The organism is Rhizobium phaseoli (genome assembly GCF_003985125.1).
GTDB lineage: Bacteria > Pseudomonadota > Alphaproteobacteria > Rhizobiales > Rhizobiaceae > Rhizobium > Rhizobium phaseoli.
Genome location: NZ_ML133569.1, coordinates 44722 through 71418, shown reverse-complemented (window position 1 = coordinate 71418; position 26697 = coordinate 44722). Strand labels below are relative to the sequence as shown.

The window sequence follows — 26697 nt, the reverse complement described above, 5'->3', positions numbered from 1 at the left end:
GGGTGGAAAGGACGACCTCCATGAACATGCAGACGACGAGTCGCCTGACCGCGGCCGAAACGGCGCTGATCGAGGCCTTCAACCAGCAGATCGGTGACCTGCCGGGCAATGGCGCGGTGACGGCGCTGCGCGACCGGCTTCTCGATGACCTGAAGAAGGCCGGCCTGCCGACGCGCCGCATCGAAGCCTGGCATTACACTGACTTCAAAAACCTGCTGCGCGGCTTGCCGTCGCAGGCAGGCGACGCCGGCTCCGACCCGCTTGAGCCGCTCGTCGCGGGTTCCAGTGTGCTGGCGGTGATCCAGGGCCATGCCAATCAGAAGGCGGCCGCAGAGGGTCTCGGCGTGTCAGCCTATAGCGAAAGTCTGCGCGACGGCTCGGCCGCAGGCGGGCTCGATGCGCTCGGCGGCGACGATGCGGTCGGCCGCATCAATGGCAGTTTCGTGCGCGACGGTTATGTGGTCGACGTGCCTGATAATACCGATCTTGAAGATCCGCTCGAGATCCAGTTCATCCATGCCGGCGGGCAAACGCATACGCGCCTTCCCGTTTCATTCGGCGCCGGCGTCCAGGCAACCGTTATCGAACGTCACCGTGCGGTGACGGGTGACGCCGCCTTCGTGTCTCATATCAGTGACATTACCGTCGGCAAAGGCACGGAGCTGACCTGGATCATCCTGCAGCAGCAGGGCGCTGACGATACGCATCTCGGCCAGATCCGCATCGATCTCGGCGCCGATGCCAAGCTTCGCCTGTTCGTCATCAATGCCGGCGGCAAGCTGGTGCGCCAGGAACTGCACATCAAGGTGACGGGCGAGGGCGCCGATCTGACGCTGCGCGGCATCAACCTGCTCGGGGCAGACAGCCATACCGACGTGACGATGGTGCTCGGCCACGACGTGCCGCATACCGGCTCGACCGAGGTGATCCGCAACGTCGTCTTCGACCGTGCCAAGGGTGTCTTCCAGGGCATGATCCGGGTGGCGCCCGATGCGCAGAAGACCGACGCCAAGATGGCTTGCAATACGCTGCTGATGTCCGACGATGCCGAGTTCTCGGTCAAGCCCGAGCTCGAGATCTTCGCCGACGACGTCCAGTGCGGCCATGGCGCGACCGTGACCGATATCGACGCCAACCATCTCTATTACATGATGGCGCGCGGCATTCCGGAGAACAAGGCGCGGGCGATGCTCGTCAATGCCTTCGTCGCCGAGATTGTCGAGGAACTGGAAGATGAAGCCCTGGTCGAGGCGCTGGAAGGCGTAATCTCGGCCTGGCTCGAGAAGCACGCCTGATCGGATATAATAATGGACAAGATCGTGCCGGCCACGCCATACGATGTCGAAGCCATCCGCCGGGATTTTCCGATCCTGGCGGAGAAGGTGCATGGCAAGCCGCTGGTCTATCTCGACAACGGCGCCTCGGCCCAGAAGCCGCAGGTGGTGATCGACGCCATCTCGCATGCCTACGCCCGCGAATATGCCAATGTGCATCGCGGCCTGCATTATCTCTCCAATGTCGCGACGGATGCCTACGAGGCGGCGCGCGAGAAGGTGCGCCGCTTCCTCAACGCTCCTTCTGTCAACGACATCGTCTTCACCAAGAATTCGACCGAAGCGATCAATACGGTCGCCTACGGCTGGGGCATGCCTCAGATCGGGGAGGGTGACGAGATCGTCCTGACGATCATGGAGCACCACTCCAACATCGTGCCCTGGCACTTCATCCGCGAGCGGCAGGGCGCGAAACTGGTCTGGGTGCCTGTTGACGACGAGGGCGCCTTCCATATCGAGGATTTCGAGAAGAGCCTGACGGAGCGCACCAAGCTCGTCGCCATCACCCATATGTCGAATGCGCTCGGCACGATCGTTCCCGTCAAGGAGGTCTGCCGCATCGCCCATGAGCGCGGCATTCCGGTCTTGATCGACGGCAGCCAGGGCGCCGTGCATCTGCCGGTCGACGTGCAGGATATCGATTGCGACTGGTATGTCATGACCGGCCACAAGCTCTACGGCCCGTCGGGCATCGGCGTGCTCTACGGCAAGAAGGAACGGCTTGCCCAGATGCGCCCATTCCAGGGCGGCGGCGAGATGATCTTCGAGGTCGCCGAGGACGCGGTCACCTATAACGATCCGCCGCATCGCTTCGAAGCCGGCACGCCGCCGATCGTCCAGGCGATCGGGCTCGGTTATGCGCTCGACTATATGGAGAAGGTCGGCCGCGAGGCGATCGCCCGGCACGAGGCCGATCTTGCCGCTTACGCGGTCGAACGGCTGAAATCGGTCAATTCGCTGCGCGTTTTCGGCACGGCGCCCGACAAGGGCAGCATCTTTTCCTTCGAGCTTGCCGGCATCCACGCCCACGACGTCTCGATGGTGATCGACCGGCAGGGCGTTGCGGTGCGTGCCGGCACCCATTGCGCCATGCCGCTCTTGAAACGCTTCGGCGTCACCTCCACATGCCGTGCATCCTTCGGCATGTACAATACCCGCGCCGAGGTCGATGCCCTGGCCGATGCGCTTGAATATGCGCGCAAGTTCTTTGCTTGAGGAGTGTCCGTGATGAGCCTGGACGAAAGCGAACAGAAGATCGATGTGCGCGAAGGCATCGTGCATTCCAGCATCCCGGCCGATGAGTTGGCACGGTTGAGCGACGACGTCATCGGCGCGCTGAAGACGGTGTACGACCCGGAAATTCCCGCCGACATCTTCGAACTCGGTCTGATCTACAAGATCGACATCGAGGACGACAGGATGGTGAAGATCATGATGACGCTCACCGCGCCCGGCTGCCCGGTCGCCGGCGAGATGCCGGGCTGGGTGGAAAACGCCGTCGGCGCCGTCGAAGGCGTGTCCGGCGTCGAAGTCGAAATGACCTTCGATCCGCCATGGACGCCGGACCGCATGTCGGAAGAGGCGCAGGTCGCTGTCGGCTGGTATTAAGTCGGCCGGTATTGATCCGTTTACCCCGGACGACTACATTTGAATCACGAAGCACCGGATCTTGACCCCGGTTGCGGAAGGAGATGAAGCCGATGGGCTTTGCAGTGATGAGCATGACGGAAGGGGCCGCGGCCCGCGTCAAAGCGATCGTCGAAAATTCCGGCCCGGAGGCCAAAGGCGTTCGCGTCGGCATCAAGAAGGGCGGCTGCGCCGGGATGGAATATACCATCGATCTGGTGACCGAGCCCAATGCCAAGGACGACCTGATCGAGCGCGATGGCGCCAGGGTCTGGGTCGAGCCATCGGCCGTGCTCTATCTGCTCGGCACCGAAATGGGCTTCGAGCAGACGACGCTGCGCTCCGGCTTCACCTTCACCAACCCGAACCAGACATCGGCCTGCGGCTGCGGCGAATCCGTCGAATTGAAGCCCGCCGATCTCGCGGCCCTTGCCGCGCAGCGCCAGAGCGAGCCGGCGCATTCCTAACCCGGCAGGCTGGCTAGAAATTTCCGCCGATCATTCCGGAGGAATCCGGTTCAAGTCGTTTCAATTTATGGATGAGTGAAACGAGGTGCCGCACCGCATGCTGCGTCCTGCTCAGCGGAACCTGTCTGAAAAAACGACTGTGAATGGGATCGTGTGTCGATGTCCAGGAAAGAGACCACGCGGCAGCCGTAGGGATTGTTCCCTGCCAGTCGAATACCAAGATTGGTGGAAAATAACGAATCCGGGTTCCAATATTCGTGGCGTCCGGTGCTGAGGAGCTCACCCCGTTCGACGAAGAATGTCGCTCTCAGTAGCTTTTCCTCCTCCGTGGAAATTGGTTCCGCTCCCTGAGCGAGTTCGAGTTTGCACGAACGTCTTGATTTGCCACCATCTGGTGGGTACTCGGCTTCCACGACAACGAAACGAGATCCTGGAACCTCCCAGCGTTGTTCTGCCATTTTGTATCCATGTAGAAGTGGAAAGGGTACCCCCGGAGCAGTTATGGGGGGCACCGTTCTCACGCTACGCCCAAGGTCGCGTAATCCTGTCGCGTCAAAGTCTTTACCGGTCTCCACGGCGATCCGACAGCGTGTGAACAAATCACGCCAAACACCGGAAAGGTCTTCGTTAGCGCCAGCGCTGGTTATCAGGGCTAAATTCAGAAGGATTGATAGGGTAATGCGGCGCAAGCGGAATTCTTTCCTGAGATGGTGCAGGGCGGCTGATTTCGTGATGGCCGAGTCAGTAGGCAAACGGACAGAGGACCGATCCGAAAATTTATAACAATAACTTCGAGAATCGCGCTCAGTCGCGTTTAATGCTCATCAGCATTTCCCACATGTCGGCGCCGGTCTCGAAGACAGCGGCGTTTGCCTTGTAGGCCTGTTCGGCTTCGATCATCTCGGTCAGTTCGGTGGCCGGATCGACGTCCGAAGTCGTTGGTTCGACGATGGCCTGCACGCCCGGTTCAGTGGAGGTGAGGCTGGTGTTCAGCCTGGCGTAACCCGGCGTGCTGCTGTTGGCGACATTGTTGGCGATCGCGCCGATCCGGGTCATCTGCGCCCGCATTCCCGAAAGAGCAATGTTGGTAATGCCCGATATGCTCATCAGCCGTTTCCCCAGAACTGGATGATCGTCTTTTACCTGCAAGGATTTAGGGAATGCTGAAGGCGTTGCGTTAGCGAAAAGCTATAGCCGGCGCGGCCTGCCGCTCCAGCTGTTCCGGATTGGCACGGATCCGGTTTCGCTATCGCGACGCCACCCAATCGTGCCAGTCGCTTTCGCTGCCGTTGAAGACGTTTAGGTCGATCTTGCCGTCGACGCCGTCGGAGAGGCCGGAGCCGGAATATTGCCAGAACAGCCACTTGCGGCCCGGATAGACCTTCGACGGGTGGGCGGCGACCGAGCGCAGCCAGAAGGGATAGTCGAGCATCTGGCCCTTCAAATTGTCGCGGTAGAAATCCGGTGCCGTGTAGATGATCGGGCGCTGGCCATAATAGCGCTCCAGCTTGTCCATGAAGACCTGCATCTTCTCCCGGACGCGGGCCGGGGAAATGCGCCGCTTGCAGCTCGATTCGCCGTTCCATTCGACGTCGATCACCGGCGGAAGCGCGTTTGCTTCTCTCGGCACGTTGCGGATGAACCAGTCGGCCTGTTCACCGGCCGTGCGACACCAGTAGAAGAAATGGTAGGCGCCGTGTTTCAGGCCGGCTTCCTTGGCCCGGCGCCAGTTCTTCCTGAACATCGGATCGAGATGATCGCCGCCGTCGGTCGCCTTGATGTAGACGAAGTTCGCCCCCTGCTGCCGCAGAGTGTCCCAATCGATCTCGCCTTGCCAGCGCGAGACGTCGACGCCATGCACGGCAAGCTTTCGGGGTGAGGTCGAGCCGAAGTTGATCGGCTTGGCGTCGCGGAAACGGTGGCTATAAATTCGCGAGCGTGTCGGTGATTTCGGACCTGCCTCCGGGTCGATCCCCGGATTGGCAGGCATCAACATCGCAACCGGCCTTTCCGTCGGCATCGGCATGCCAACCGGTCTTTCCGCCGGTACCAGCGCTTGAGGTTCCGGAACCGGTCCCGTCCAGCTCAATACTTCCTGCGGCGGGCTTGCCTGCGGGGCGGCGTCGCCAACGGCGGCGGCCGGTATCGGACCGGTCGGCTTCGCGATGGCATTGGTGGTTTCCTTCGACGGCACAGGGGTGAGCACGTCTTCGGCGCCAGAGCTCGTGGAGCATCCCGACAGGATCACGGCGGCGAGGAGAATTGCTGATACAGCCGATGAGCGCATAAGAACCTGCACGCAAAACCAAGATCGACGGCGACGTTTCCGGTAGGGAAAACCGCCCATTTTGAATTGCTAACAGAGACTTGCTAAGAAAGGTTAAATTTGAATCCAATGCCGTGAAAGGGGGCCGAGTTCATTCCGCCGCTCGCCGCCTATGCAAGGCCCCGCGTGCAAGCCCTCCAGAACGGTGCCGGAGGGCTTGCAGATTGCTGTTACTCCGCTGCCTCGGCGTAGCTTTCGACCGGCGGGCAGGTGCAGATCAGGTTGCGGTCGCCATAGACGTTGTCGACGCGGTTGACCGGCGACCAGTATTTGTCGACGCGGAAGGCGCCGGGCGGGAAGCAGGCCTGTTCCCGGCTGTAGGGCCGATCCCATTCGCCGACAAGATCTTCCACCGTGTGCGGGGCGTTCTTCAGCGGGTTGTTGACCTTGTCCATCCGGCCGTCCTCGATGGCGCGGGCTTCCTCGCGGATCGCCAGCATCGCCTCGCAGAAGCGGTCGAGCTCGGCCTTGGTCTCGCTTTCCGTCGGCTCGATCATCAGCGTGCCTGATACCGGCCAGCTCATGGTCGGCGCATGGAAGCCGCAGTCGATCAGCCGCTTGGCGACGTCGTCGACGGTGACGCCTGAACTGTCGACCAGCGGCCGCGTGTCGATGATGCATTCATGCGCCACACGGCCGGTCTTCGACTTGTAGAGCACGTCATAGGCGCCCTTCAGCCGGGCGGCGATATAGTTGGCGTTGAGGATCGCCACCTTGGTCGCCTGCGTCAGGCCTTCGCCGCCCATCATCAGGCAATAGCTCCAGGAGATCGGCAGGATCGAAGCCGAGCCGAAGGCAGCGGCCGACACCGCGCCCGGACGGCCGTCGGTCTCGGGATGGCCGGGCAGGTGGGGCGCCAGATGCGCCTTGACGCCGATCGGACCCATGCCGGGACCGCCGCCGCCGTGCGGGATGCAGAAGGTCTTGTGCAGGTTGAGATGGGACACGTCGGAGCCGATGTCACCAGGGCGGGACAGGCCGACCATGGCGTTCATGTTGGCGCCGTCAAGATAGACCTGGCCGCCGTGCTTGTGCACCAGCTCGCAGATCTCCTTGACCGTCTCCTCGAACACACCGTGCGTCGAAGGGTAGGTGATCATGCAACAGGAAAGATTTGCCGCATGCTCCTCGGCCTTGGCGCGGAAATCCTCCATGTCGATGTCGCCATTCTCGCGCACCTTGACGACGACCACCTTCATGCCGACCATCTGGGCCGAGGCCGGGTTGGTGCCGTGCGCGGAGGTCGGGATCAGGCAGACGTCACGATGGCCCTCGCCATTGGCGATGTGGTAGTTGCGGATCGTCAGCAGGCCGGCATATTCGCCTTGCGCGCCGGAATTCGGCTGCATCGAGAAGGCGTCGTAGCCGGTGACGGCGCAGAGCTTTTCCGTCAGGTCGTCGAGCATCTCGCGATAACCGAGCGCCTGGTCGGCCGGCACGAAGGGATGGATGTCGGAAAATTCCGGCCAGGTGATCGGCAGCATTTCCGCCGTCGCATTGAGCTTCATCGTGCAGGAACCGAGCGGGATCATGGCGCGGTCGAGCGCCAGATCCCGGTCGGAGAGCCGGCGGATATAGCGGGTCATCTCGCTCTCGGCCCGATTCATGTGGAAGATCGGATGGGCGAGATAATCGGTCGTCCGGAGCAGGCCCTTCGGCAGCCGATAGGACGGCTCGAAATCGGCGATGGTGAAATTGCCGCCGAAGGCACGCCAGACGGCTTCGAGGGTCGCGGGTCGGGTGCGCTCGTCGAGGCTCATGCCGATCTTCGTCTCGCCGACCTTGCGCAGATTGACGCCCTCGGCAACGGCGGCGCGCAGGATGAGACCCTGCATGTGGCCGACATCGACGGTGATCGTGTCGAAGAAGCATTCCGGCTCGATCTTATAGCCAAGCTTTTCCAGGCCCTTGGCCATCAGCACGGCCTTCTGGTGCACCTGCTGGGCGATCGCCTTGATGCCATCGGGCCCGTGGAAGACCGCATACATCGAGGCCATGACGGCGAGCAGCACCTGGGCGGTGCAGATGTTCGACGTCGCCTTCTCGCGGCGGATATGCTGTTCGCGGGTCTGCAGCGACAGGCGGTAGGCGCGGTTGCCGCGGGCATCGACGGAAACGCCGACAAGGCGGCCGGGCATGGAGCGCTTGATGGCGTCCTTGACCGCCATATAGGCCGCATGCGGGCCGCCGTAGCCGACCGGGACACCGAAGCGCTGCGAGGAGCCGACGGCGATGTCGGCGCCCATTTCGCCGGGCGATTTCAGCAGCGTCAGCGCCAGGATATCGGCCGCGACCACTGATATGGCGCCGGCCTGGTGCAGGCGTGCGATCAGGCCGGTGAAATCATGCACGTGGCCATGGGTGCCGGGATACTGGAAGATCGCGCCGAAGACGTCGACGGGATCGAGATCGGTGAAGGGATTGCCGACGATGACGCTCCAGCCGAGCGGTTCGGCACGGGTGCGGATCAGGGCAATGGTCTGCGGATGGCAGTCGGCATCGACGAAGAAGGCCTTGGCCTTCGACTTGGAGACCCGCTCGGCCATCGCCATGCCTTCGGCAGCGGCGGTCGCCTCGTCGAGCAGCGAGGCGTTGGCGACATCGAGGCCGGTCAAGTCGCAGACCATCGTCTGGTAATTCAGGAGCGCTTCCAGGCGGCCCTGGCTGATCTCCGGCTGGTAAGGCGTGTAAGCCGTGTACCAGGCGGGATTCTCCAGGATGTTGCGCTGGATGACCGGCGGCGTGATCGTGCCGTAGTAGCCTTGGCCGATCAGCGAGACGAGCACCTTGTTCTTGTTGGCGGTCTCGCGCAGTTTGTCGAGCGCCTCGCGCTCGGTCATCGGCGCGCCCCAGACGAGCGGCGCTTTCTGGCGGATGGTGGGCGGCAGCGTCGCGTCGATCAGGCCGTCGAGGCTGTTAAAACCGATCACCTTCAGCATGTCGGTCATCTCGGCCGGCGACGGGCCGATATGGCGGCGATTGGCGAAATCGTAGGGCTGGTAATCGGTGAACTGGAATTCGGTCGGCGTCGTCATTACGCGGTGAGCTCCTTGTAGGCGGCCTCATCGAGCAGGCCGTCGGCATCGGCGCGATTCTTGAGCTTCAGCTTGAAGAACCAGCCGGCGCCTTGCGGATCGGAATTGATGAGCGAGGGATCGGCGACGATCGCGTCGTTGACAGCGGTGATCTCGCCGTCAAGTGGACAATAGACTTCGGAGGCTGCCTTGACGGATTCGACGGTCGCCGCATCGTCGTTCTTCGAAAAGCTCTTGCCGACTTCCGGCAGTTCGACGAAGACGAGATCGCCCAGCTGTTCGACGGCGTAGGTGGTGATGCCGACGGTTGCGACATCGCCGTCGAGTTCAAGCCATTCATGTTCAGCGGTAAATTTCAGCATGGAAAAATCCTTTCGGAAACAGAGTTTCAGCGTTTGTAGGTCGGCGTAACGAAGGGCAGGGCGGAGACGGTGACCGGCAGGAACTTGCCGCGCACCTCGGCATAAACCTGCGTGCCGGCCACGGCATGAGAGACCGGAACGTAGCCCATGGCGACGGGTCCTTCGACGCTGGGGCCGAAGCCGCCCGAGGTGACTTCGCCGATTTCGGTCTGGCCCTCGGCATCGGCATAGAGTTTGGCATGGCCGCGAACCGGCGCCTTGCCTTCCGGCTTCAGGCCCACGCGGCGGCGGGCGGCGCCGTTTTCGAGTTCGGAGAGAATGCGGCCGGAGCCCGGAAAACCGCCGGCGCGTGCGCCGCCGGCCCGTCGCGCCTTCTGCATCGCCCATTCCAGCGCTGCCTCGACCGGCGAGGTGGACGCGTCGATATCGTTGCCATAGAGGCAGAGGCCGGCTTCCAGGCGCAGCGAATCGCGGGCGCCGAGACCGATTGCCTGAACGTCGGGATGTTCGAGCAACCGCATGGTGACATCCTCGGCCTTGTCTGATGGAATCGAGATTTCGAAGCCGTCCTCGCCGCTATAGCCCGAGCGCGAGACGAGACAGGAAACGTCGTGCAGGCGGCAGTGGCGCACGTCCATGAACTTCATTGCCGCGACATCGGCCCAGAGTTCGGCGAGAACCTCGACGGCGCGCGGCCCCTGCAGCGCGATCAAAGCGCGGTTCAGCAGCGTGATGTCGCACTGGTCACCGATATGGGCCTGCAGATGGGCGAGGTCCGCCTCCTTGCAGGAAGCGTTGACGACGACGAACAGGTGGTCATCGAGATGGGTGATCATCAGATCGTCGAGAATGCCGCCGGTGTCGTCGGTGAAGAAACCGTAGCGCTGGCGACCTTCGGGAAGGCCGAGGATGTCGACAGGCACGAGGCTTTCGAGCGCCAGCGCCGCATCCTCATAGCTGCCCGACTTCGCCTTCACGATGACCTGACCCATATGGGAGACGTCGAAGAGGCCGGCTTCGGTACGGGTATGAAGATGTTCCTTCATCACGCCGGCGGGATATTGTACCGGCATGTCGTAACCCGCGAACGGCACCATGCGGGCGCCGAGCGAAAGATGCAGGGCATGCAGCGGGGTTTTCTTCAGGGCAGCAGTATCGTCCAAACGACGCCTCCGGGGTTTGCGCCTTGTTGCGAAGGCGCGGGCTCAAATCTGAAGGCGCGGCTGCGCGCTTCTCTCCTGAGCCCCCTCTGTCCTTGACGCCTGAGATTGTTATCCCTTCGGCGAGCGTTTCGAGAACGCTTCTCTCCAGAGTTCCGTCTGCCCCTTGCTGGTCCTTTGGCCTGAGAGTTTCCGGGGCGGTTGCTCCTTCGGCACCGGTGACGAATGCACCGGATTCTCCCAACAGGGTTGGTCGCAATTATCCGGCGAGCGTGGCGCTTGGCAAGGCCAAATGTCGTGACCGGACAAATTTTTGTCGCCATAGTCAGGTCCGGCCCCCGGCTGCGGCAAATCTGCTTTTGCAATCCAAGAGGAAACCGGCTATCGCGACATGCTGTTGAAGGGGATCTCATGCGGCAGAACGGACTGAAAGCAACGCTCTTTTTGCGCATGTTTTGCGCCTTGAGCCTGCTTTTGCTCGGCTTTGCCCACCAGGCGCCGCAGGCTGTCGCTTCCGACGGTTATGATGCGGCTGCCTATGTGCTGCCCGACGGCAGCTTTGCCTCGCTCTGCGTTACCGTGAGAGACACCGGCGACAAGACTGTTGCCTTCAAGCCGAATTGCGAAGCCTGCCGACTGTCAGCCTCGGTGATCCTGCCGACGCCGGATGCGGGTTCATGGCTCGAGCGCAAGCTCGCCTCGCTCATCAATCCCCCGATCGAGACCTCAGCCGTTGCCGGCGTCAGCGCCGTCAGCCGACCGAACTCCCGCGCCCCTCCGGTCCTCATCTGATCTGCCTTTGCAACCGATGATGAAGCATGCCGGTCCGCCCAACAGAAATTTTCGGCCGGCGAGGAGATATCCGATGAAGACCATCAAGACATTTGGCAAGGCATTCCCGTTTGCCGTCCTTCTTTCTGCAACCGCCTTTGCCGACGCCGAGGCGCATGTGAGCTTCCTCGACAAGGAGGCGAGCCAGGAAAGCACGATTCTCGCCACGCTGCAGGTGCCGCATGGCTGCGACGGCAAGGCGACCACTGAGGTGCGGGTCAAGCTGCCGGAAGGCTTCGTCTTCGCCAAGCCGCAGCCGAAGGCCGGCTGGGAACTCGAAGTGATCAAAGGCGACTACCAGAAGACCTATGACAATCACGGCGACAAGGTGAAGACGGGCGCGGTCGAGATTCGTTGGAAGAACGGCAATCTCTCCGACGACTTCTACGACACCTTCGTCATCCAGGGTAAGGTGTCAGGGGTTGAAGCCGGCACCTCGCTCGCCTTCCCGGTGACCCAGATGTGCGGCGATGCGGTCACCGCCTGGGATCAGGTGGCGAAGGACGGCGGCGACCCACATGGGATGAAAAGCCCGGCGCCGCTCCTGAAAGTCGTCGCGGGGGATAGCCATGGTCACGACCACGACATGGCCGGCATGGATATGGCCGGTATGGACATGACCGGTAAGACCGGCATGGACATGACCGGCATGGGCGCTGCTGCGCCGGCCGGCGAAACGGTCAAGGCCGGAGACCTCGAAATCTCCGGCGGCTTCGCCAAGGCGATGCTGCCCGGCCAGCCGGTCGGCGGCGGCTTCTTCACGGTGAAGAACAGCGGCCAGACGGACGATCGCCTGCTGTCGGTAACCTCGCCGGTATCAGGTGAAGTTCAGATCCATGCGATGGAAACGAAGGACAATGTCATGCGGATGCGACAGCTGAAGGATGGCGTCGCCATCGCCGCCGGCGAAACCGTCAAGCTCGAGCCCGGCAACCTGCATCTGATGTTCCAGAAGGTGAAAACGCCGTTCAAGCAGGGCGATACCGTTCCCGTGACCCTTATCTTCGAGAAGGCCGGCAAGGTCGACCTTGTGCTGCAGGTGCTTTCGGCCCAGAGCAAGTGACAGCGCAGTCCATGAGCCCGCGGCCGTGGCTGCGGGCTCATGACAAGGTCTGGCTTCGTTCGGAAAGTGGCTGTGTCAGACGTCCTCGTAGGATTGCAGCGCCTGCCTGAGGCCGGTCTGCGGCTGGCGGTTGCCTTTGGTCATCAGGTCGAGCGCCACTTCCGTCGATTGAATGATGCTGGAGGGCTCCTCGGCTTCATCAAGGTTTTCGGCCTTCAATTGCCGGTCGGCAATGCGCTTTGCATCACGCGCCGCCGTGCTCGTTGCCACACGCTGCGGGATCCTCAGCGATTCGAAGGCAACGGCGGCGGTGTTGGCCGATATGGACAGGAGCTGCGTCATGCCGTCACGGTATCGGCATGATCTTGGCGCTATCGTAAGAAAATCATTGGCATTTTACCGACTGGCAGGATTTCGTGCGACTCGATTGGAGTTGATCCCGAATTGCGGTAAATCCGGTCTATGATTCAGGCTTTCCTTGTCGCCCTCGGCGGCGCGATCGGTTCCGTCCTCAGATATTACGTCGGCCAATGGGCGCTGAGGCTCATGGGGCCCGCCTTTCCCTGGGGCACGCTCGCCGTCAATGTGGTCGGCTGCTTCGTCATCGGCGTCTTCGCCGAGCTGATCGCGCGCAGGTTCAACGCCTCAATGGAGCTGCGCCTCTTGCTGATTACCGGCTTTCTCGGCGGCTTCACCACTTTCTCGGCCTTCTCGCTGGATGCGATCTCCCTGTTCGAGCGCGGCGAGGCCATCACCGGCGGGATCTACATCGCTGCAAGTGTCGGGCTTTCGATGGCGGCGGTCATATCAGGGCTCGCCGTCATGCGCGCTTTGGCCTGATTTCGATTCCGGTTTCCGTTTTGTGTGAAAATGCTCTAAAGGCTGCGGCAAGAACGCCGGCTCGGCCCGTGCGGCAATTTCCGAAAGATCGAGTATGGCTGGCATAGAACATATCAAGGTTGAACCCGACGAAGCCGGCATGCGGCTCGATCGCTGGTTCAAGGTGCATTTTCCCGGGCTCGGCTTCGGTCCGCTGCAGAAGCTGTTGCGCTCCGGCCAGGTGCGCGTCGACGGCGGCCGTGTCAAATCGGATGCGCGCGTGCAGCCCGGCCAGACGGTGCGCGTGCCGCCGCTCGATGTCGATGCGAAGCTGAAATCGGGACCGATCGCCGGCAAGGATCTCAAGCATTCCAGCGATTTCGACCTCCTGTCGCGCATGGTGCTGCATGAGGACGAAAAGGTGATCGTGCTCAACAAGCCGCCCGGTATTGCGGTGCAGGGCGGCTCCGGCGTGGCCCGGCACATCGACCAGATGCTCGAAGCCTGGACCAGCCCGAAGGGCGAAAAGCCGCGGCTCGTTCACCGCCTCGACCGCGACACCTCGGGCGTTCTCGTCATCGCTCGCACCCGCGGCGCCGCACAGAAGCTGACCGCCGCCTTCCGCGAGCGCGACACCAAGAAAACCTATTGGGCGTTGGTCAAGGGCGTGCCGCGCAAGCACGAGGATAAGATCTCGACCTGGCTCGTCAAGGAAGCGACGGCCGATGGCGACCGCATGCGCATCGCTAAACACGGCGAAGACGGCGCCGACCATGCGATTTCCTTCTACCGCGTGCTGGAGACGGCGGCGCAGAATCTCGCATGGCTTGAAATGGAGCCGTATACCGGCCGTACCCACCAGCTGCGTGTGCATGCCCTGCATATCGGTCATCCGATCATCGGCGATCCGAAATATTTCGACGACGATCCGAATTGGGATTTTCCGGGCGGGATCCAGAAGAAGCTGCACCTGCACGCGCGCCACATTGACATCCCGCATCCATCCGGCGGCCGCCTGCGCGTCAGCGCGCCGCTGCCGCCGCATATGGTGCAGACCTGGAACCTGCTCGGTCTCGACCTTGCCGGCGCTGAAAGGGACAGCGAATGAAACTCGCTCTTTTCGATTGCGACGGCACGCTGGTCGACAGCGCCGGGCTGATCCATGAAACCATGCGACGGACTTTCGACAAATTCGGCAAGCCGGAACCTCGGTTCGAGGACACCAAGGCCATTATCGGCCTGTCGCTCGATATAGCGATCGCCCGGATGCAAGGCAGACCACATGTCGAGCAGCAGGACATCGACATGACGGCGCATTACAAATCGCTGTTTACCGTCGTGCGCCAGGATCTCGACTACAGAGAGCCGCTGTTTCCCGGCATTCGCGAGATGATCGATGCGATCAGCGGCCGCGAGGACCTGCTGATCGGAGCGGTGACGGGAAAATCCCGGCGCGGACTGAATCTGGTGATGGAGACGCACGGTTTCGACCAGCATTTTGTCGTTGCCCGCACCGCCGACGATTGCCCGTCGAAACCGCACCCGGCCATGGTGACGGAATGCTGCGACGAAACCGGCATGAATGCGCGCGACGCCATTGTCATTGGCGACGCGGTTTACGATATGCAGATGGCAAAGGCTGCCGGCGCCAAGGCTATCGGCGTTGCCTGGGGCTATGCCAGCGTGGATGAACTGATCGCCAATGGCGCCGATGCGATCGCCTATCATCCAAACGAGATATTGCGCCATTTTTCCTGAGGTGATGCCATGCGCGATCTGCTGAACGATCTTTCCGAAGGCCTGAGCCATCCCGATCCCATCCGCCGCGCGCAGATCCAGATGAAGAAGCCGCTGCCTAAGCGCTTCTATGCCGAGGTCGCCGTCGCCGAACACGAGGGTGGTTTTGCGATCACCCTCGACGGCAAGATGGTCCGCACGCCGGCGCGGCAGGTCCTCGCCGTGCCGACCGAGGCGCTCGCGCAGCTTGTCGCCGCCGAATGGCGGGCCCAGGGTGAGGAGATCGATCCCGTCACCATGCCGGCGACGCGGCTGGTCAATACCGCGCTCGACGGGGTGGCGACCAATGCGCAGGCGATCTTCGAAGACATTCTGCGTTTTTCCTCGAGCGACCTTCTCTGCTACCGCGCAGACGGACCCGAACTGCTGGTCGAGCGCCAGCGGCAGCGCTGGGATCCGGTGATCGACTGGGCGGCAAATGATCTGGGCGCCCGCTTCATCCTCATTGAAGGGGTGATGCACCATGAGCAGCCGCGCGAGGCGACTGCAGCCTTTGCCGTTACGCTGGCGCGGCATCAGAGCCCGATGGCGCTCGCTGCTCTCCACACCATCACCACGCTGACCGGCTCGGCAATTCTGGCGCTCGCCTTCGCCGAGGGCCGGCTGACCGTCGAAGAGGTGTGGTCGCTTGCCCATCTCGACGAGGACTGGACGATCGAGCACTGGGGACGCGACGAGGAGGCTGAGGAGCGCCGCGCCAAGCGCTTTGTCGAGTTCAAGGCGGCAGCGGATGTTTTTTTCGCCCTAAGCGACTGAAACATATTGCCTTCCCGGACATTATGACGAAATCTGCGACTCCAACGGGGTGGTGCGGGATTTTGCGATGAATTGGCTGAGGTCGTGTTTTTGCCGGGCCGCACTCGTCTGTATTACGCTCACGGCCTGCGCCAGCCTTTTTGGCCCGAAGCCTGCGACGCCGCTCTACGATGTGCGCAGCGCCGTCGTTCTCTCCGGCCCGAACATGCCGGCCGAGCTGCTCTCCGGCATCAACGACCGCGTCAATGCCGCCATCAATGCCACCGTGCGTGATACCGTGCTGCCGCGGGTTGTGCTGACGATCCGCGTGATATCAATCCAGAAAGGCCTCGGCTTCCAGAAGGATCGCAACGTCGCCAAGATCAGCGTCGACGCGGCTTCGGTGGAGGATGGGTCGGTGATCGCCGTCAGCGCCTTCGACGTGACCAGCATGGCCGCCGATCCCAAGCTTGCCGACGAAATCATCGCCGAAGACGTGGCAGCCAGGATTCGCTCGGTTTTCTCGCTCAGCGGACGTAGCCGCTAGCCTACGCAGCGGCAAAGGAGATCGCATGAAGGAAATTCTTGAAGAACTGGAACGCCGCCGCGGCGTCGCCCGCCTTGGCGGCGGCAAGGCGCGTATCGAGGCCCAGCACAAGCGCGGCAAGCTGACCGCGCGCGAGCGCATCGACCTCTTCCTCGACGAAGGCTCCTTCGAGGAGTTCGACATGTTTGTCGAACATCGCTCGACCGATTTCGGCATGGACAAGAGCCGTATCGCCGGCGATGGCGTCGTCACCGGCTGGGGCACGGTCAACGGCCGCACCGTCTTCGTCTTCGCCAAGGACTTCACCGTCTTCGGGGGCTCGCTTTCGGAAGCGCATGCCGAGAAGATCATGAAGGTGCAGGACATGGCGCTGAAGAACCGCGCGCCGATCGTCGGCATCTATGATGCCGGCGGCGCCCGCATCCAAGAAGGTGTGGCGGCCCTCGGCGGTTACGCCGAGGTATTCCAGCGCAACGTGCTCGCTTCCGGCGTCATCCCGCAGATTTCGGTGATCATGGGTCCTTGTGCCGGCGGCGACGTCTATTCGCCTGCCATGACCGATTTCATCTTCATGGTGCGCGATACCTCCTACATGTTCGTCACCGGGCCCGACGTGGTGAAAACGGTGACCAACGAAACGGTAACCGCTGAGGAGCTCGGCGGCGCGAAGGTGCATACGACGCGCTCGTCGATTGCTGACGGCGCTTATGACAATGATGTCGAAACGCTGCTGCAGGTGCGTCGGCTGATCGATTTCCTGCCGCTGTCGAACACCGCGCCGCTGCCCGAGATCGAATGTTACCAGTCGGTAACGGAGACCGACGCCTCGCTCGATACGCTGGTGCCGGCGAGCGCCAACAAACCTTACGACATCAAGGAACTGATCCGGAAGGTGGCGGACGAGGGGGATTTCTTCGAGATCCAGGCGAGTTTTGCCGGAAACATCGTCTGCGGCTTTGGCCGCGTCGAAGGTTCGACCGTCGGTTTCGTCGCCAACCAGCCGATGGTGCTGGCCGGCGTGCTCGACAGCGACGCCTCGCGCAAGGCCGCCCGCTTCGTGCGCTTCTGCGACTGCTTCAACATCCCGATCGTCACCTTCGTCGACGTGCCGGGCTTCCTGCCGGGCACCGCACAGGAATATGGCGGGCTTATCAAGCATGGCGCCAAGCTGCTCTTTGCTTATGCCGAGGCGACGGTGCCGAAGCTCACCGTTATCACACGCAAGGCTTTCGGCGGCGCTTATGATGTGATGGCGTCGAAGCATCTGCGCGGCGACTTGAACTATGCCTGGCCGACGGCGCAGATCGCCGTGATGGGCGCCAAGGGCGCGGTCGAGATCATCTTCCGCAAGGATATCGCCGATCCCGAAAAGATCGCCGAACATACGAAAATGTACGAGGACCGGTTTCTTTCACCCTTTGTCGCCGCCGAGCGCGGTTATGTCGATGAGGTGATCATGCCGCATTCGACCCGGCGGCGGCTGGCGCGCGGCCTGAAGATGCTGCGCAACAAGGACCTCGCCAATCCCTGGAAGAAACACGACAACATCCCGCTCTGAGATTTTTTATCGAATAAAGTCGCGCGGCCGGGTGTTTATCCGCTGTCGAAAAAGTGAACGGCCGTCAGCGATCCGTGTGTTCAATCCTTCCCGGGGACAAGCTAACGCTCGGCTGCATTGGTTTAAATGGAGAGGTTTAATGTCAACTTTCGAGCGTCTTTCCGCCTATCGCCCTTATGGGCTGGCCGCTCTCAGAATTATAACCGCGCTGCTGTTCATCGAACACGGCACGATGAAGCTTTTCGGCTTTCCCGCTTCGCAGATGTCCGGCTCGCTGCCGCCGCTGATGCTGTTTGCGGCTCTTCTCGAGCTTGTCGGCGGCATCCTCATTCTCGTCGGCCTGCTGACCCGCCCCGTCGCCTTCCTGCTCGCCGGCGAAATGGCGGTCGCCTATTTCATGGCGCATGCCCCGAACAGCTTCTTCCCGGCCGTCAACCAGGGCGACGCTGCAATCCTGTTCTGCTTCGTCTTCCTCTACCTGTTCTTCTCCGGTCCCGGCGCCTTTGCCGTCGATAACCGCAAGACGGCCTGAGCAGACATAGCTGCGGGGCGTTCTAATGCCCCGCAGCAATTTCCTGGTCAGGCGGTCAGCTTGAGACCGGCGATGCCGCCGACGATCAGGAGGATACAGGCAAGACGGGAGACACTTGCCTCATCGCCGAGCAACCAGACGCCGAGCAGCACGGTGCCGACCGTGCCGATGCCGGTCCAGACCGCATAGGCGGTGCCGATCGGCAGATATTTCACCGCCAAGCCGAGCAGCACGACGCTGACCACCATGGATATGACAGTCAACGCCGTCGGCAACGGCCGCGTGAAACCGTCGGTATATTTAAGGCCGATTGCCCAACCACATTCGAAAAGGCCGGCAAGAAAAAGCAGAAACCAGGCCATGCGACTCTCCTTGTTCAAGAGCGAGGCCGTCCCCGCGACGTTGCATCCTCAGGACGCCGCAGTCGTCTGCGATTGTGTCTATATGCGTGAGGGGACGGCTGTGTTCAAGGTAGGAATCCGCATGGCCGCCATGCCACCCGTTTCATGCGAGCGTGATCAGGGCCTCCCGCCAGCCTCGGTGGAAAGGCTCTTGGCGCGGCGGCAGAGCCGGTCGAAGGTTTCGAGGAAGCGTGAGCGGTCTTTCGGGCTGAAGGCGGCGTTATAGCCCTTGCTCTCACCGGTTTCGCGCAGATGCGCGCCGAGATCGCGCATGGCGCTTGCCATGCCGATATTGCTCTCGTCGAAGACACGGCCCGTCGGGCCGCTGACGAAAGCGCCGGTGACGACGCAGCGCACGGCGAGCGGCACGTCGGCCGTAACGACGACATCGCCCGGACCGGCGTGCTCGGCGATCCAGTTGTCGGCGGCGTCGAAGGCGTTGGAGACGATGACGTTGTGAACCATCGGATCGCGCGACGGGCGCAGGCCGGAATTGGCGACGAAGGTGACTTCGAGGCCGTGGCGTTCGGCAACTTTCAGGACTTCCGGCTTCACCGGGCAGGCATCGGCATCGACGTAGATCATGATGATATCCTCATGCCGGCTGAACAACCGGCAGTCTGATCATATCGACATGGGGGATGCCGTCTTCCAGATATTCCTCCGATGCCACGACGAAACCGAAGGCTTCGTAGAATCGGCGCAGGTGGGCCTGCGCCGACAAGGCGATGGGGTTTGCCGGATAAAGCCGTTCGCAAGCAGAGATCGCTTCGCTCATCAATGCATCGCCCAGCCGCTTGCCGCGATGGGCGGGCGAGACGACGACGCGACCGATCTTTGACGGATCCTGCGGCTCATGCGGTTTCAAAATCCGCGCCGAAGCCAGGAGCTCGCCCCTCTCCATCAGCCGTAGATGCAGGGCATCGATATCCTTGCCGTCGAGTTCCGGATAGGGGCAGTTCTGCTCGACGACGAAGACATCCACGCGCATCTTCAAGAGGTCGTAGAGTTCGCGCGCGGGGAGCTCATCGACACTCTTGAGGTCGGCGGTGTAGGGCGTCGCAACCATCAATACACGACCACGCCGCGGATGCTCTCACCCTTGTGCATCATCTCGAAGCCCTTGTTAATGTCTTCGAGCGGCATGGCGTGGGTGATCATCGGATCGATCTGGATCTTGCCCTGCATGTACCAGTCGACGATCTTCGGCACGTCGGTGCGGCCGCGGGCGCCACCGAAGGCGGTGCCCATCCAGTTGCGGCCGGTCACCAGCTGGAACGGCCGGGTGGAGATCTCCTGGCCGGCGCCGGCCACGCCGATGATGACTGACTTGCCCCAGCCGCGATGGGAGGCTTCCAGCGCCTGGCGCATCACCTTGGTGTTGCCGGTGCAGTCGAAGGTATAGTCGGCGCCGCCGATCAGGTCGCCATTGCGCTTCGTCATGTTGACGAGATAGGGCACGATGTCGTCGCCGACTTCCTTCGGATTGACGAAATGCGTCATGCCGAACTTCTCGCCCCAGGCCTTGCGGTCAGGATTGATGTCGACGCCGATGATCATGTCGGCGCCGGCAAGCCGCAGCCCCTGCAGCACGTTGAGGCCGATGCCGCCGAGACCGAAGACGATCGCCGTCGAACCGATCTCGACCTTGGCGGTGTTGATCACCGCGCCGATGCCGGTGGTGACGCCGCAGCCGATATAGCAGATCTTGTCGAAAGGGGCGTCGGGATTGACCTTGGCCAGCGCAATCTCCGGCAGCACGGTGTAATTGGCGAAGGTCGAGCAGCCCATATAGTGATGGATCTTGTCCTTGCCGATCGAGAAGCGCGAGGTGCCATCCGGCATCACACCCTGGCCCTGGGTCGAGCGGATGGCGGTGCAGAGATTGGTCTTGCGCGACAGGCAGGAATAGCATTCGCGGCATTCCGGTGTGTAGAGCGGAATGACGTGGTCACCCTTCTTGACCGAGGTCACACCCGGGCCGACGTCGACGACGATGCCGGCACCCTCATGGCCGAGAATAGCAGGGAACAGGCCTTCCGGATCGGCGCCGGACAGGGTGAAATCGTCGGTGTGGCAGATGCCGGTCGCCTTGACCTCGACCAGCACCTCGCCGGCCTTCGGCCCCTCCAGCTGCACGGTCATCACTTCGAGCGGTTTTCCGGCCTGAACGGCTACGGCGGCGCGAACGTCCATCTTTAGATCTCCCTGATGATTTTGTCGGTTTCCGACTGCTTATATCGGACGAAGCTTGGCATGGCCGGTGAGCCCGGCTCAAGCGAATTCCATGATCACCGCATCGACGGCAAGGCTTTCGCCAGCTGCGGCATTGATCTTCGAGACCACGAGATCGCGGTCGGCGCGCAAGACATTCTCCATCTTCATCGCCTCGACGATCGCAAGCGTCTCACCGGCCTTGACCTCCTGGCCCTCGGCGACCGCGATCGACACGACGAGGCCGGGCATCGGGCAGAGCAGAAGCTTGGACGTATCGGGCGGCAGCTTTACCGGCATCAGCCTGTCGAGTTCGGCATGGCGCGGCGAAAAGACCTTGGCGGTGACGGACAGCCCCTGCCAGTCGATGCGCAAGCCGCTGAGAACGGGACGGATCTGGGCCTTAATATCCCGGCCGCCGACCTTGCCGCTCCAGACCGGATCTCCCGGTCTCCAATCGGTGACAACGCTCCGGTTTTCGCCTTCTATCGCCATGTCCATATCGAAGGGGATGGTGACGAGGCCGTCGAGCAATCTGACATCGACGTAGTTTTCGCCTGTTTTGACCACCCAATGCTCACGCAGTGCGCCGGACGCGGCGCGCAGGCGATCGACAAAACCTTCGCGGCGGTTCGTTTCGATAAGTGAAGCCGACAGCGCTATCGCAGCAAGCGTGGCTTCCTCCCGCCCGTCCGGCTTCATCGGTGCGAAGCCTTCAGGATATTCCTCGGCGATGAAACCGGTGGAAAGCCGGCCCTCACGCCAGCGTGGATGTTTCATCAGCGCCGACAGGAAGGGGATATTGTGTTCGATGCCGTCGACGACGAATCCATCGAGCGCCCGGCCCATGGCGTCGATCGCCTCGCCGCGCGTCGGCGCCCAGGTGCAGAGCTTGGCGATCATCGGGTCGTAATACATCGAGATCTCCGCACCCTCGAAGACGCCAGTATCGTTGCGGATGACGACGTTGCCGCTGCGGCCTTCCGCCGGCGGGCGGTAGCGCGTCAGGCGGCCGATCGAAGGCAGGAAATTGCGGTAGGGATCTTCGGCATAGAGCCGGCTTTCGATCGCCCAGCCATCGAGGCTGACATCCTCCTGGCCGAAGCTGAGCGGCTCTCCGGCCGCGACGCGGATCATTTGTTCGACGAGATCGATGCCGGTGACGAGCTCGGTGACGGGGTGCTCGACCTGAAGACGGGTGTTCATTTCGAGGAAATAGAAGTTGCGGTCGCGGTCGACGATGAATTCGACGGTGCCGGCGCTCTGATATTCGACGGCCCTCGCCAGCGCCACCGATTGTTCGCCCATGGCCTTGCGGGTGTTTTCGTCGAGGAAAGGCGAGGGCGCCTCTTCGGCCACTTTCTGGTTGCGCCGCTGGATCGAGCATTCCCGCTCGCCGAGATAAACGACATTGCCATGCGCATCGGCCAGCACCTGGATCTCGATATGGCGCGGCTCGACGACGAACTTCTCGATGAAGACGCGGTCGTCGCCGAAGGAGCTTTTCGCCTCAGAGCGGGCGCGCTCGAAGCCGTCGCGGACCTCAGCCTGGTTCCAGGCGATGCGCATGCCCTTGCCGCCGCCGCCGGCCGAGGCCTTGATCATGACGGGATAGCCGATGCCGCCTGCGATCGTTTCCGCATGGGCGGCATCCTCGATGACGCCGAGATGGCCGGGCACGGTGGAGACGCCGGCGGCATTGGCAAATTTCTTCGATTCGATCTTGTCGCCCATCGCCATGATCGCCTTCGGCTTCGGGCCGATGAAGACGATGCCCTGCTTTTCCAGCTCGGCGCAAAAGGAGGCACGCTCGGAAAGAAAGCCGTAACCGGGATGAACCGCTTCGGCGCCCGTCGCCTTGCAGGCGGCGATGATCCTTTCGGCGACAAGATAACTTTCCGATGCTGCAGCGGGGCCGATATGCACGGCCTCATCAGCCATCTCGACATGCAGCGCATCCCGATCCGCATCCGAATAGACCGCAACGGTCGAAATGCCCATGCGGCGCGCAGTCTTGATCACGCGGCAGGCAATCTCGCCGCGATTCGCGATCAGGATTTTCTTGAACATCGAGACTCCACCCAGAAATGCGTTCCGGAGTTTTACGCACAAAACACCGGAACGCACAATCGGGCTTGAGAAGGCTCAGGCGACGGCGGCTTCGGCGACCGGCTCTTCGTCGACGATGCGAAGCCAGCGGCTGCGGCGCGGCTCGGCACGATCGCGCAGTTCGACGGCAGCCATGATGCCGGCCCAGTGCGGATGGTTGGCAGCCGGCAGGGTTGCCTGCTCGATCTGCTGGAAGACGCCGTATTCGGCCGGAGATACGGCGATGACGCCGCCCGCGGCGATGCTTCTGAAGATGCGCATCGTAAAGTCGACGTCCTGGCGGGTGATGCTCCTGCGGTCGGCGGCGCGCGACAGCTTGTAGCCGCCGATGCCGTCTGTGATCGCCAGGCGCAGCTGGTCGAGGGCAAGTGCGCGCAGTTCACCCGGAACATCGGCCGAAATCTCCATGACGTGGAGAATGAGCTCGAGCTCCAGCGCCGAGTTGACGACGCCATCGGTCGTGAACATGCGCATGATCCAGGCAACGTTGATTTCATCCAACGAGCCCTGCGGATAGGTGTGATTGACGATGAAACCGGCGAGCTGCTCCACGAAGAAAGCGTTCCACTCGGCACATTTTTCAGGACAGGAATTGTTGAGCGCCAACATCGCCGCGACATCCTGGGATGTCCGGATTCCCTCGGGAAAGGCATGTTTGCGCAGCAATACGATATCTTCGGCCGCCAGCCGATGCTTGCCGGCCACCACGCAGGCCGGAAAAGCGAGACGAAATTCGCTCATGTTTTAACTCCAGGCCTCATCATGAAGCCAGGGACAGTTTTATCGCTTGCGAATTGACGATCCCTCAAGAAGGGGCGTTAACCCGATATTCCCGAAATCAAGGGGATTTTAGCGATTGTGCTGCTGCCGCTCGCGCCAGATGATGAAAAGGCCCGATGCAACGATGATGAAGATGCCGATCCACTTGGAAAAACTCGGGAAATCGTTGAACAACGCATAGCCGAGGACGGTGGCCGAGATGATCTCGAAATATTGGAAAGGTGCGAGCAGCGACAGCGGCGCCAGCCGGAAAGCCCGGACCACCAGCATATGCGCATATCCGGAGATCGAGCCGAGGGCGAGAAGCAGCCCGAGACCGAGACCGGAGGCGGGCAGGGAGATGGCGAAATCCGCGCTGCCGGCGCCGCTGCCGACGAGCAGGGCGGCGGCCATGAAAACCGTCCCGCCAATGCCGGCCATCGTCTGCATGGTGAGCGGCGAATCGGCCTCGCCGATTGCGCGGTTGAGGAAAAGATAGAGCGAGAACAGAAAGGCGCAGGCGACCGGCAGCAGCGCCTTGAGGCCGAAAATCTCGTAACTGGGCTGAATGACGATCATCGCGCCGCCGAAACCGACTGCGATCGCCATCCAGCGCCGCCAGCCGACCTTCTCTCCGAGGAACACAGCCGACATCGCGGTCAACATGAAGGGCTCGACGAAATAGATGGCGAAGACGTCGGCAAGCGGCATGTATTTGACGGCGACGAAGAACAGCAGGCTTGCAGCCCCGTGCAGCACGCCGCGCAGAATATTCATCCAGGGTCGCTTGGCCGAAAACGCCTTGAACCCGAAAAGCGCAACGAGGATCGGCAGGGTGCAGGCGATCTGGAAAAAGAATCGGTAGAAAGTCACCTGGCCCGGCGACATCGCCTCGAAGGTCGCCATGTATTTGGCGATGGCGTCCATGATCGGCAGGATGAACATGGCGCCGGACATGATGGCCATGCCCTGCAGGGAGTTTTGATGGGGCTCTGACATGGCTGCCGATTCTTGCGGGAAAGGCGCCCATCAATCACGGGAAAGCCGGGCAAATCAAGCCGTCAAACCTCGCAAGCGGTCAAGGCTCGTTCACTGTCTCGCCAAAAACCGTCTCGAAAGCGGCGCGTAGCCTGATGTCGACATCCGCCATCATGACAGGCAGGCCGAGGTCGACGAGGCTGGTCACGCCATAGGCCGATATCCCGCAGGGCACGATGCCGCTGAAATGATCGAGATCCGGATCGACGTTCAGCGACAGGCCGTGGAAGGTCACCCATTTGCGCAAGCGGATGCCGAGGGCGGCGATCTTGTCTTCAGCCATGGTTCCGTCGGCCAGCAACGGTTTTTCCGGCCGGCGCACCCAGACGCCGACGCGATCCTCGCGCCGCTCGCCGCGCACGTTCATCATGTCGAGCGTGCGGATGACGACCTCCTCGAGGGCGGCGACGAAGGCGCGCACGTCCTGGCGGCGGCGCTTCAGGTCAAGCATGACGTAGGCGACGCGCTGACCGGGTCCGTGATAGGTATATTCGCCGCCGCGTCCCGTCGCAAAGACCGGGAAGCGATCCGGCTGGACGAGGTCACCCGCATTGGCGCTGGTGCCGGCGGTGTAGAGCGGCGGATGCTCGACGAGCCAGACGAGCTCGTCGCCGCCCTCTGCGATCGCCGCCACCTCCCGCTCCATCGCTACCACCGCTTCCTCATAGGCGACGAGCCCATCGGCGATGCGCCAGCGCACGGGGCGGCTATCGAGTTTGGGGAGCATGGAGAATTCGAGATCGGTGCGAAGCATGGCCATTCCTTGCCGCTTGCCCCGAAATGCCTGATATATAGGGGCGGCAGGCAACCTATATGGACCCGTTTTTCAGCCAATTCAAATGCTGTGAAAGGTTTTCAAAAAAACTGTCATATCGCCCTTGTGCACCCCAAATGCTTTTGCTACATGCTGCCCCGCCGACGCAAATCGGCACCTACCACGATGCGGTCGTGGCGGAATTGGTAGACGCGCAGCGTTGAGGTCGCTGTGGGGCAACCCGTGGAAGTTCGAGTCTTCTCGACCGCACCATCCCTTTCAGGGAACGCTCGCCGGGCGACGAATTCGGCATAGCTTAATAACTTTATTTGTCTGACACGGCCGGCTGGCCGTCGCTGCCGCTGCGTCGGACATGGGCATCGACGACAGTGATACACGTCGCACCGATCTGAACCGCGACTCAAGCGATCAGCGGTTCTCGAACATCGCGATCTCATTTTGAGACGCTATACGAGATTTCCCGTAAACGGCTTAACCCGTCATTAGCTGCAGCCAGGATATATATCGGTCCGGTGTGTATCGGCGGAAGCATTGGGAATTATGAAGATAAAAGACGCGACAGGCGGGTCGTTCCTCGACATCTATTTGGTCCTCGACATCATCGAGAAAGTTCTGGTCGTCTATCTCTTTGTCGCGATTGTACTGCGCATTCTGCCGCAGGCGCACGGTGACAGAGCGATTATCGATTGCCTGCTGCTCGTCTCGGAAGGCGCTGCCGCCTTTCTGATCCTGACCCGCCGGCCGACGAGGAATGCGTCGCTAAGGGTCTATGACTGGACTGTCACCGCCATAGGAACGCTCTTCCCGCTGCTCGTCTCGCCAACGACGACGGAGCCGCTTGCGCCGCTCTGGCTCTGTGGAATGGTGATGTGCCTCGGCTTTATCCTGCAAATATCGGCAAAGCTGGTATTGCGGAGAAGCTTCGGTCTGGTGCCCGCCAATCGTGGCGTCAAGATCGGCGGCCCCTACAGGCTTGTCCGCCACCCGATGTATGCGGGCTATTTGATGACGCATGTCAGTTTCTTCCTGGCCAATCCGTCGCTCTTGAATTTCGCCATTTATGCGACGGCGCTCTCCGCGCAATGTCTGCGCCTTCTGGCGGAGGAACGGCTGCTCAAGGAGGATCCGGCCTATACCACCTTCATGGCCACGACGCGTTACCGGCTCGTGCCATTCGTGTTCTGAGCGGGTTCGAAGCGGATTGGAAGG

Annotated in this window: 29 protein-coding genes, 1 tRNA gene and 1 riboswitch; of the genes, 15 read left to right on the top strand and 15 right to left on the bottom strand. The window is 61.9% G+C overall.

Translation table 11 applies throughout. The annotated features are described in order from the left end of the window. Positions 1–20 precede the first annotated feature (20 nt). The 4 genes from sufD to sufA all read left to right on the top strand — a co-directional run bounded on the left by sufD (position 21) and on the right by sufA (position 3427). A complete protein-coding gene (sufD, locus tag EFD56_RS10285; protein WP_037139566.1) occupies positions 21–1295 on the top strand; it encodes a Fe-S cluster assembly protein SufD in 1275 nt (424 codons plus the stop codon). 12 nt (positions 1296–1307) lie between these two features. Next, positions 1308–2549, top strand: a complete 1242-nt coding sequence (locus tag EFD56_RS10280) for a cysteine desulfurase (RefSeq protein ID WP_004675588.1) — start codon at positions 1308–1310, stop codon at positions 2547–2549. A 12-nt stretch (positions 2550–2561) separates the two neighbouring features. Then, the gene (locus EFD56_RS10275; protein ID WP_004675587.1) at positions 2562–2942 is read left to right on the top strand and encodes an SUF system Fe-S cluster assembly protein; all 381 of its coding nucleotides are present in this window, start codon (positions 2562–2564) and stop codon (positions 2940–2942) included. Positions 2943–3034: 92 nt separating this feature from the next. Next, entirely contained in the window at positions 3035–3427 is a 393-nt protein-coding gene (gene sufA / locus EFD56_RS10270) for a Fe-S cluster assembly scaffold SufA (protein WP_004675584.1), read from the top strand. A gap of 65 nt (positions 3428–3492) precedes the next feature. Here sufA and EFD56_RS33690 read toward each other — a convergent pair whose 3' ends face one another. From EFD56_RS33690 to gcvT, 6 genes are all read right to left on the bottom strand, one after another. After that, positions 3493–3885 carry a hypothetical protein gene (locus EFD56_RS33690; protein WP_406549600.1) on the bottom strand — a complete coding sequence of 131 codons (393 nt, stop codon included), beginning with the start codon at positions 3883–3885 and terminating at the stop codon, positions 3493–3495. Positions 3886–4231: 346 nt separating this feature from the next. After that, positions 4232–4534: a flagellar basal body rod C-terminal domain-containing protein gene (locus EFD56_RS10260; protein WP_004675582.1), complete on the bottom strand. Its 303-nt coding sequence runs from the start codon at positions 4532–4534 to the stop codon at positions 4232–4234. A 139-nt stretch (positions 4535–4673) separates the two neighbouring features. Next, positions 4674–5714, bottom strand: coding sequence for a glycoside hydrolase family 25 protein (locus EFD56_RS10255; RefSeq protein WP_037139562.1), 1041 nt, complete (start codon positions 5712–5714; stop codon positions 4674–4676). Positions 5715–5923: 209 nt separating this feature from the next. After that, entirely contained in the window at positions 5924–8788 is a 2865-nt protein-coding gene (gene gcvP / locus EFD56_RS10250) for an aminomethyl-transferring glycine dehydrogenase (RefSeq protein WP_037139559.1), read from the bottom strand. Continuing rightward, positions 8788–9150 (bottom strand): glycine cleavage system protein GcvH, encoded by a 363-nt coding sequence (gene gcvH / locus EFD56_RS10245; protein ID WP_010017992.1) that lies wholly within the window; start codon positions 9148–9150, stop codon positions 8788–8790. Before gcvH ends, gcvP begins: the two co-directional genes overlap by 1 nt. Before the next feature lie 26 nt (positions 9151–9176). Next, positions 9177–10313, bottom strand: coding sequence for a glycine cleavage system aminomethyltransferase GcvT (gene gcvT / locus EFD56_RS10240; RefSeq protein WP_037139556.1), 1137 nt, complete (start codon positions 10311–10313; stop codon positions 9177–9179). A 157-nt stretch (positions 10314–10470) separates the two neighbouring features. After that, positions 10471–10563, bottom strand: a riboswitch (glycine riboswitch). A gap of 158 nt (positions 10564–10721) precedes the next feature. On the opposite strand from gcvT, the gene EFD56_RS10235 reads away from it, so the two are divergent. Both EFD56_RS10235 and EFD56_RS10230 read left to right on the top strand, forming a co-directional pair. Beyond that, the gene (locus EFD56_RS10235; RefSeq protein WP_010018907.1) at positions 10722–11102 is read left to right on the top strand and encodes a hypothetical protein; all 381 of its coding nucleotides are present in this window, start codon (positions 10722–10724) and stop codon (positions 11100–11102) included. A 73-nt stretch (positions 11103–11175) separates the two neighbouring features. Beyond that, positions 11176–12204 carry a DUF1775 domain-containing protein gene (locus tag EFD56_RS10230; RefSeq protein ID WP_085742573.1) on the top strand — a complete coding sequence of 343 codons (1029 nt, stop codon included), beginning with the start codon at positions 11176–11178 and terminating at the stop codon, positions 12202–12204. 75 nt (positions 12205–12279) lie between these two features. On the opposite strand, the gene EFD56_RS10225 is transcribed toward EFD56_RS10230, so the two are convergent. After that, a complete protein-coding gene (locus EFD56_RS10225; protein ID WP_010002004.1) occupies positions 12280–12546 on the bottom strand; it encodes a hypothetical protein in 267 nt (88 codons plus the stop codon). 120 nt (positions 12547–12666) lie between these two features. Here EFD56_RS10225 and crcB point away from each other — a divergent pair, with 120 nt between their 5' ends. From crcB to EFD56_RS10190, 7 genes are all read left to right on the top strand, one after another. Then, positions 12667–13044, top strand: coding sequence for a fluoride efflux transporter CrcB (gene crcB / locus EFD56_RS10220; RefSeq protein WP_004675568.1), 378 nt, complete (start codon positions 12667–12669; stop codon positions 13042–13044). A 94-nt stretch (positions 13045–13138) separates the two neighbouring features. Next, complete coding sequence (locus EFD56_RS10215) at positions 13139–14131, top strand: RluA family pseudouridine synthase (RefSeq protein WP_012483948.1); 993 nt, start codon at positions 13139–13141, stop codon at positions 14129–14131. Beyond that, positions 14128–14781, top strand: coding sequence for an HAD-IA family hydrolase (locus EFD56_RS10210; protein WP_004675562.1), 654 nt, complete (start codon positions 14128–14130; stop codon positions 14779–14781). Before EFD56_RS10215 ends, EFD56_RS10210 begins: the two co-directional genes overlap by 4 nt. A 9-nt stretch (positions 14782–14790) precedes the next feature. Continuing rightward, positions 14791–15576 carry an ATP12 family chaperone protein gene (locus EFD56_RS10205; RefSeq protein ID WP_004675560.1) on the top strand — a complete coding sequence of 262 codons (786 nt, stop codon included), beginning with the start codon at positions 14791–14793 and terminating at the stop codon, positions 15574–15576. Between the two features lie 67 nt (positions 15577–15643). Beyond that, positions 15644–16102 (top strand): calponin homology domain-containing protein, encoded by a 459-nt coding sequence (locus tag EFD56_RS10200; protein ID WP_064825309.1) that lies wholly within the window; start codon positions 15644–15646, stop codon positions 16100–16102. Between the two features lie 25 nt (positions 16103–16127). Then, a complete protein-coding gene (locus EFD56_RS10195) occupies positions 16128–17660 on the top strand; it encodes an acyl-CoA carboxylase subunit beta (protein ID WP_004675556.1) in 1533 nt (510 codons plus the stop codon). A 139-nt stretch (positions 17661–17799) separates the two neighbouring features. After that, positions 17800–18192 (top strand): DoxX family protein, encoded by a 393-nt coding sequence (locus tag EFD56_RS10190; protein WP_004675554.1) that lies wholly within the window; start codon positions 17800–17802, stop codon positions 18190–18192. Between the two features lie 47 nt (positions 18193–18239). Here EFD56_RS10190 and EFD56_RS10185 read toward each other — a convergent pair whose 3' ends face one another. From EFD56_RS10185 to lipB, 8 genes are all read right to left on the bottom strand, one after another. Continuing rightward, positions 18240–18554, bottom strand: coding sequence for a DMT family transporter (locus EFD56_RS10185; RefSeq protein WP_004675552.1), 315 nt, complete (start codon positions 18552–18554; stop codon positions 18240–18242). Between the two features lie 156 nt (positions 18555–18710). After that, the gene (locus EFD56_RS10180; protein ID WP_085742571.1) at positions 18711–19178 is read right to left on the bottom strand and encodes a YaiI/YqxD family protein; all 468 of its coding nucleotides are present in this window, start codon (positions 19176–19178) and stop codon (positions 18711–18713) included. A 10-nt stretch (positions 19179–19188) separates the two neighbouring features. Beyond that, positions 19189–19662, bottom strand: a complete 474-nt coding sequence (locus EFD56_RS10175) for a GNAT family N-acetyltransferase (protein WP_085742570.1) — start codon at positions 19660–19662, stop codon at positions 19189–19191. Next, complete coding sequence (locus EFD56_RS10170; protein WP_085742569.1) at positions 19662–20789, bottom strand: S-(hydroxymethyl)glutathione dehydrogenase/class III alcohol dehydrogenase; 1128 nt, start codon at positions 20787–20789, stop codon at positions 19662–19664. The genes EFD56_RS10175 and EFD56_RS10170 overlap by 1 nt, the downstream gene beginning before the upstream one ends. Positions 20790–20867: 78 nt before the next feature. After that, positions 20868–22877, bottom strand: coding sequence for an acetyl-CoA carboxylase biotin carboxylase subunit (locus EFD56_RS10165; protein WP_126905195.1), 2010 nt, complete (start codon positions 22875–22877; stop codon positions 20868–20870). 75 nt (positions 22878–22952) lie between these two features. After that, a complete protein-coding gene (locus tag EFD56_RS10160) occupies positions 22953–23657 on the bottom strand; it encodes a hypothetical protein (protein WP_012483939.1) in 705 nt (234 codons plus the stop codon). Between the two features lie 108 nt (positions 23658–23765). Further along, complete coding sequence (locus EFD56_RS10155) at positions 23766–24674, bottom strand: DMT family transporter (protein WP_064818285.1); 909 nt, start codon at positions 24672–24674, stop codon at positions 23766–23768. A gap of 79 nt (positions 24675–24753) precedes the next feature. Then, a complete protein-coding gene (gene lipB, locus EFD56_RS10150; protein WP_037112968.1) occupies positions 24754–25473 on the bottom strand; it encodes a lipoyl(octanoyl) transferase LipB in 720 nt (239 codons plus the stop codon). A 182-nt stretch (positions 25474–25655) separates the two neighbouring features. Here lipB and EFD56_RS10145 point away from each other — a divergent pair. Together EFD56_RS10145 and EFD56_RS10140 are read left to right on the top strand one after the other, a co-directional pair. Beyond that, positions 25656–25740, top strand: a tRNA-Leu gene (locus tag EFD56_RS10145). A 288-nt stretch (positions 25741–26028) separates the two neighbouring features. After that, a complete protein-coding gene (locus EFD56_RS10140; RefSeq protein ID WP_064818284.1) occupies positions 26029–26673 on the top strand; it encodes a methyltransferase family protein in 645 nt (214 codons plus the stop codon). The last annotated feature ends 24 nt before the right edge of the window (positions 26674–26697 follow it).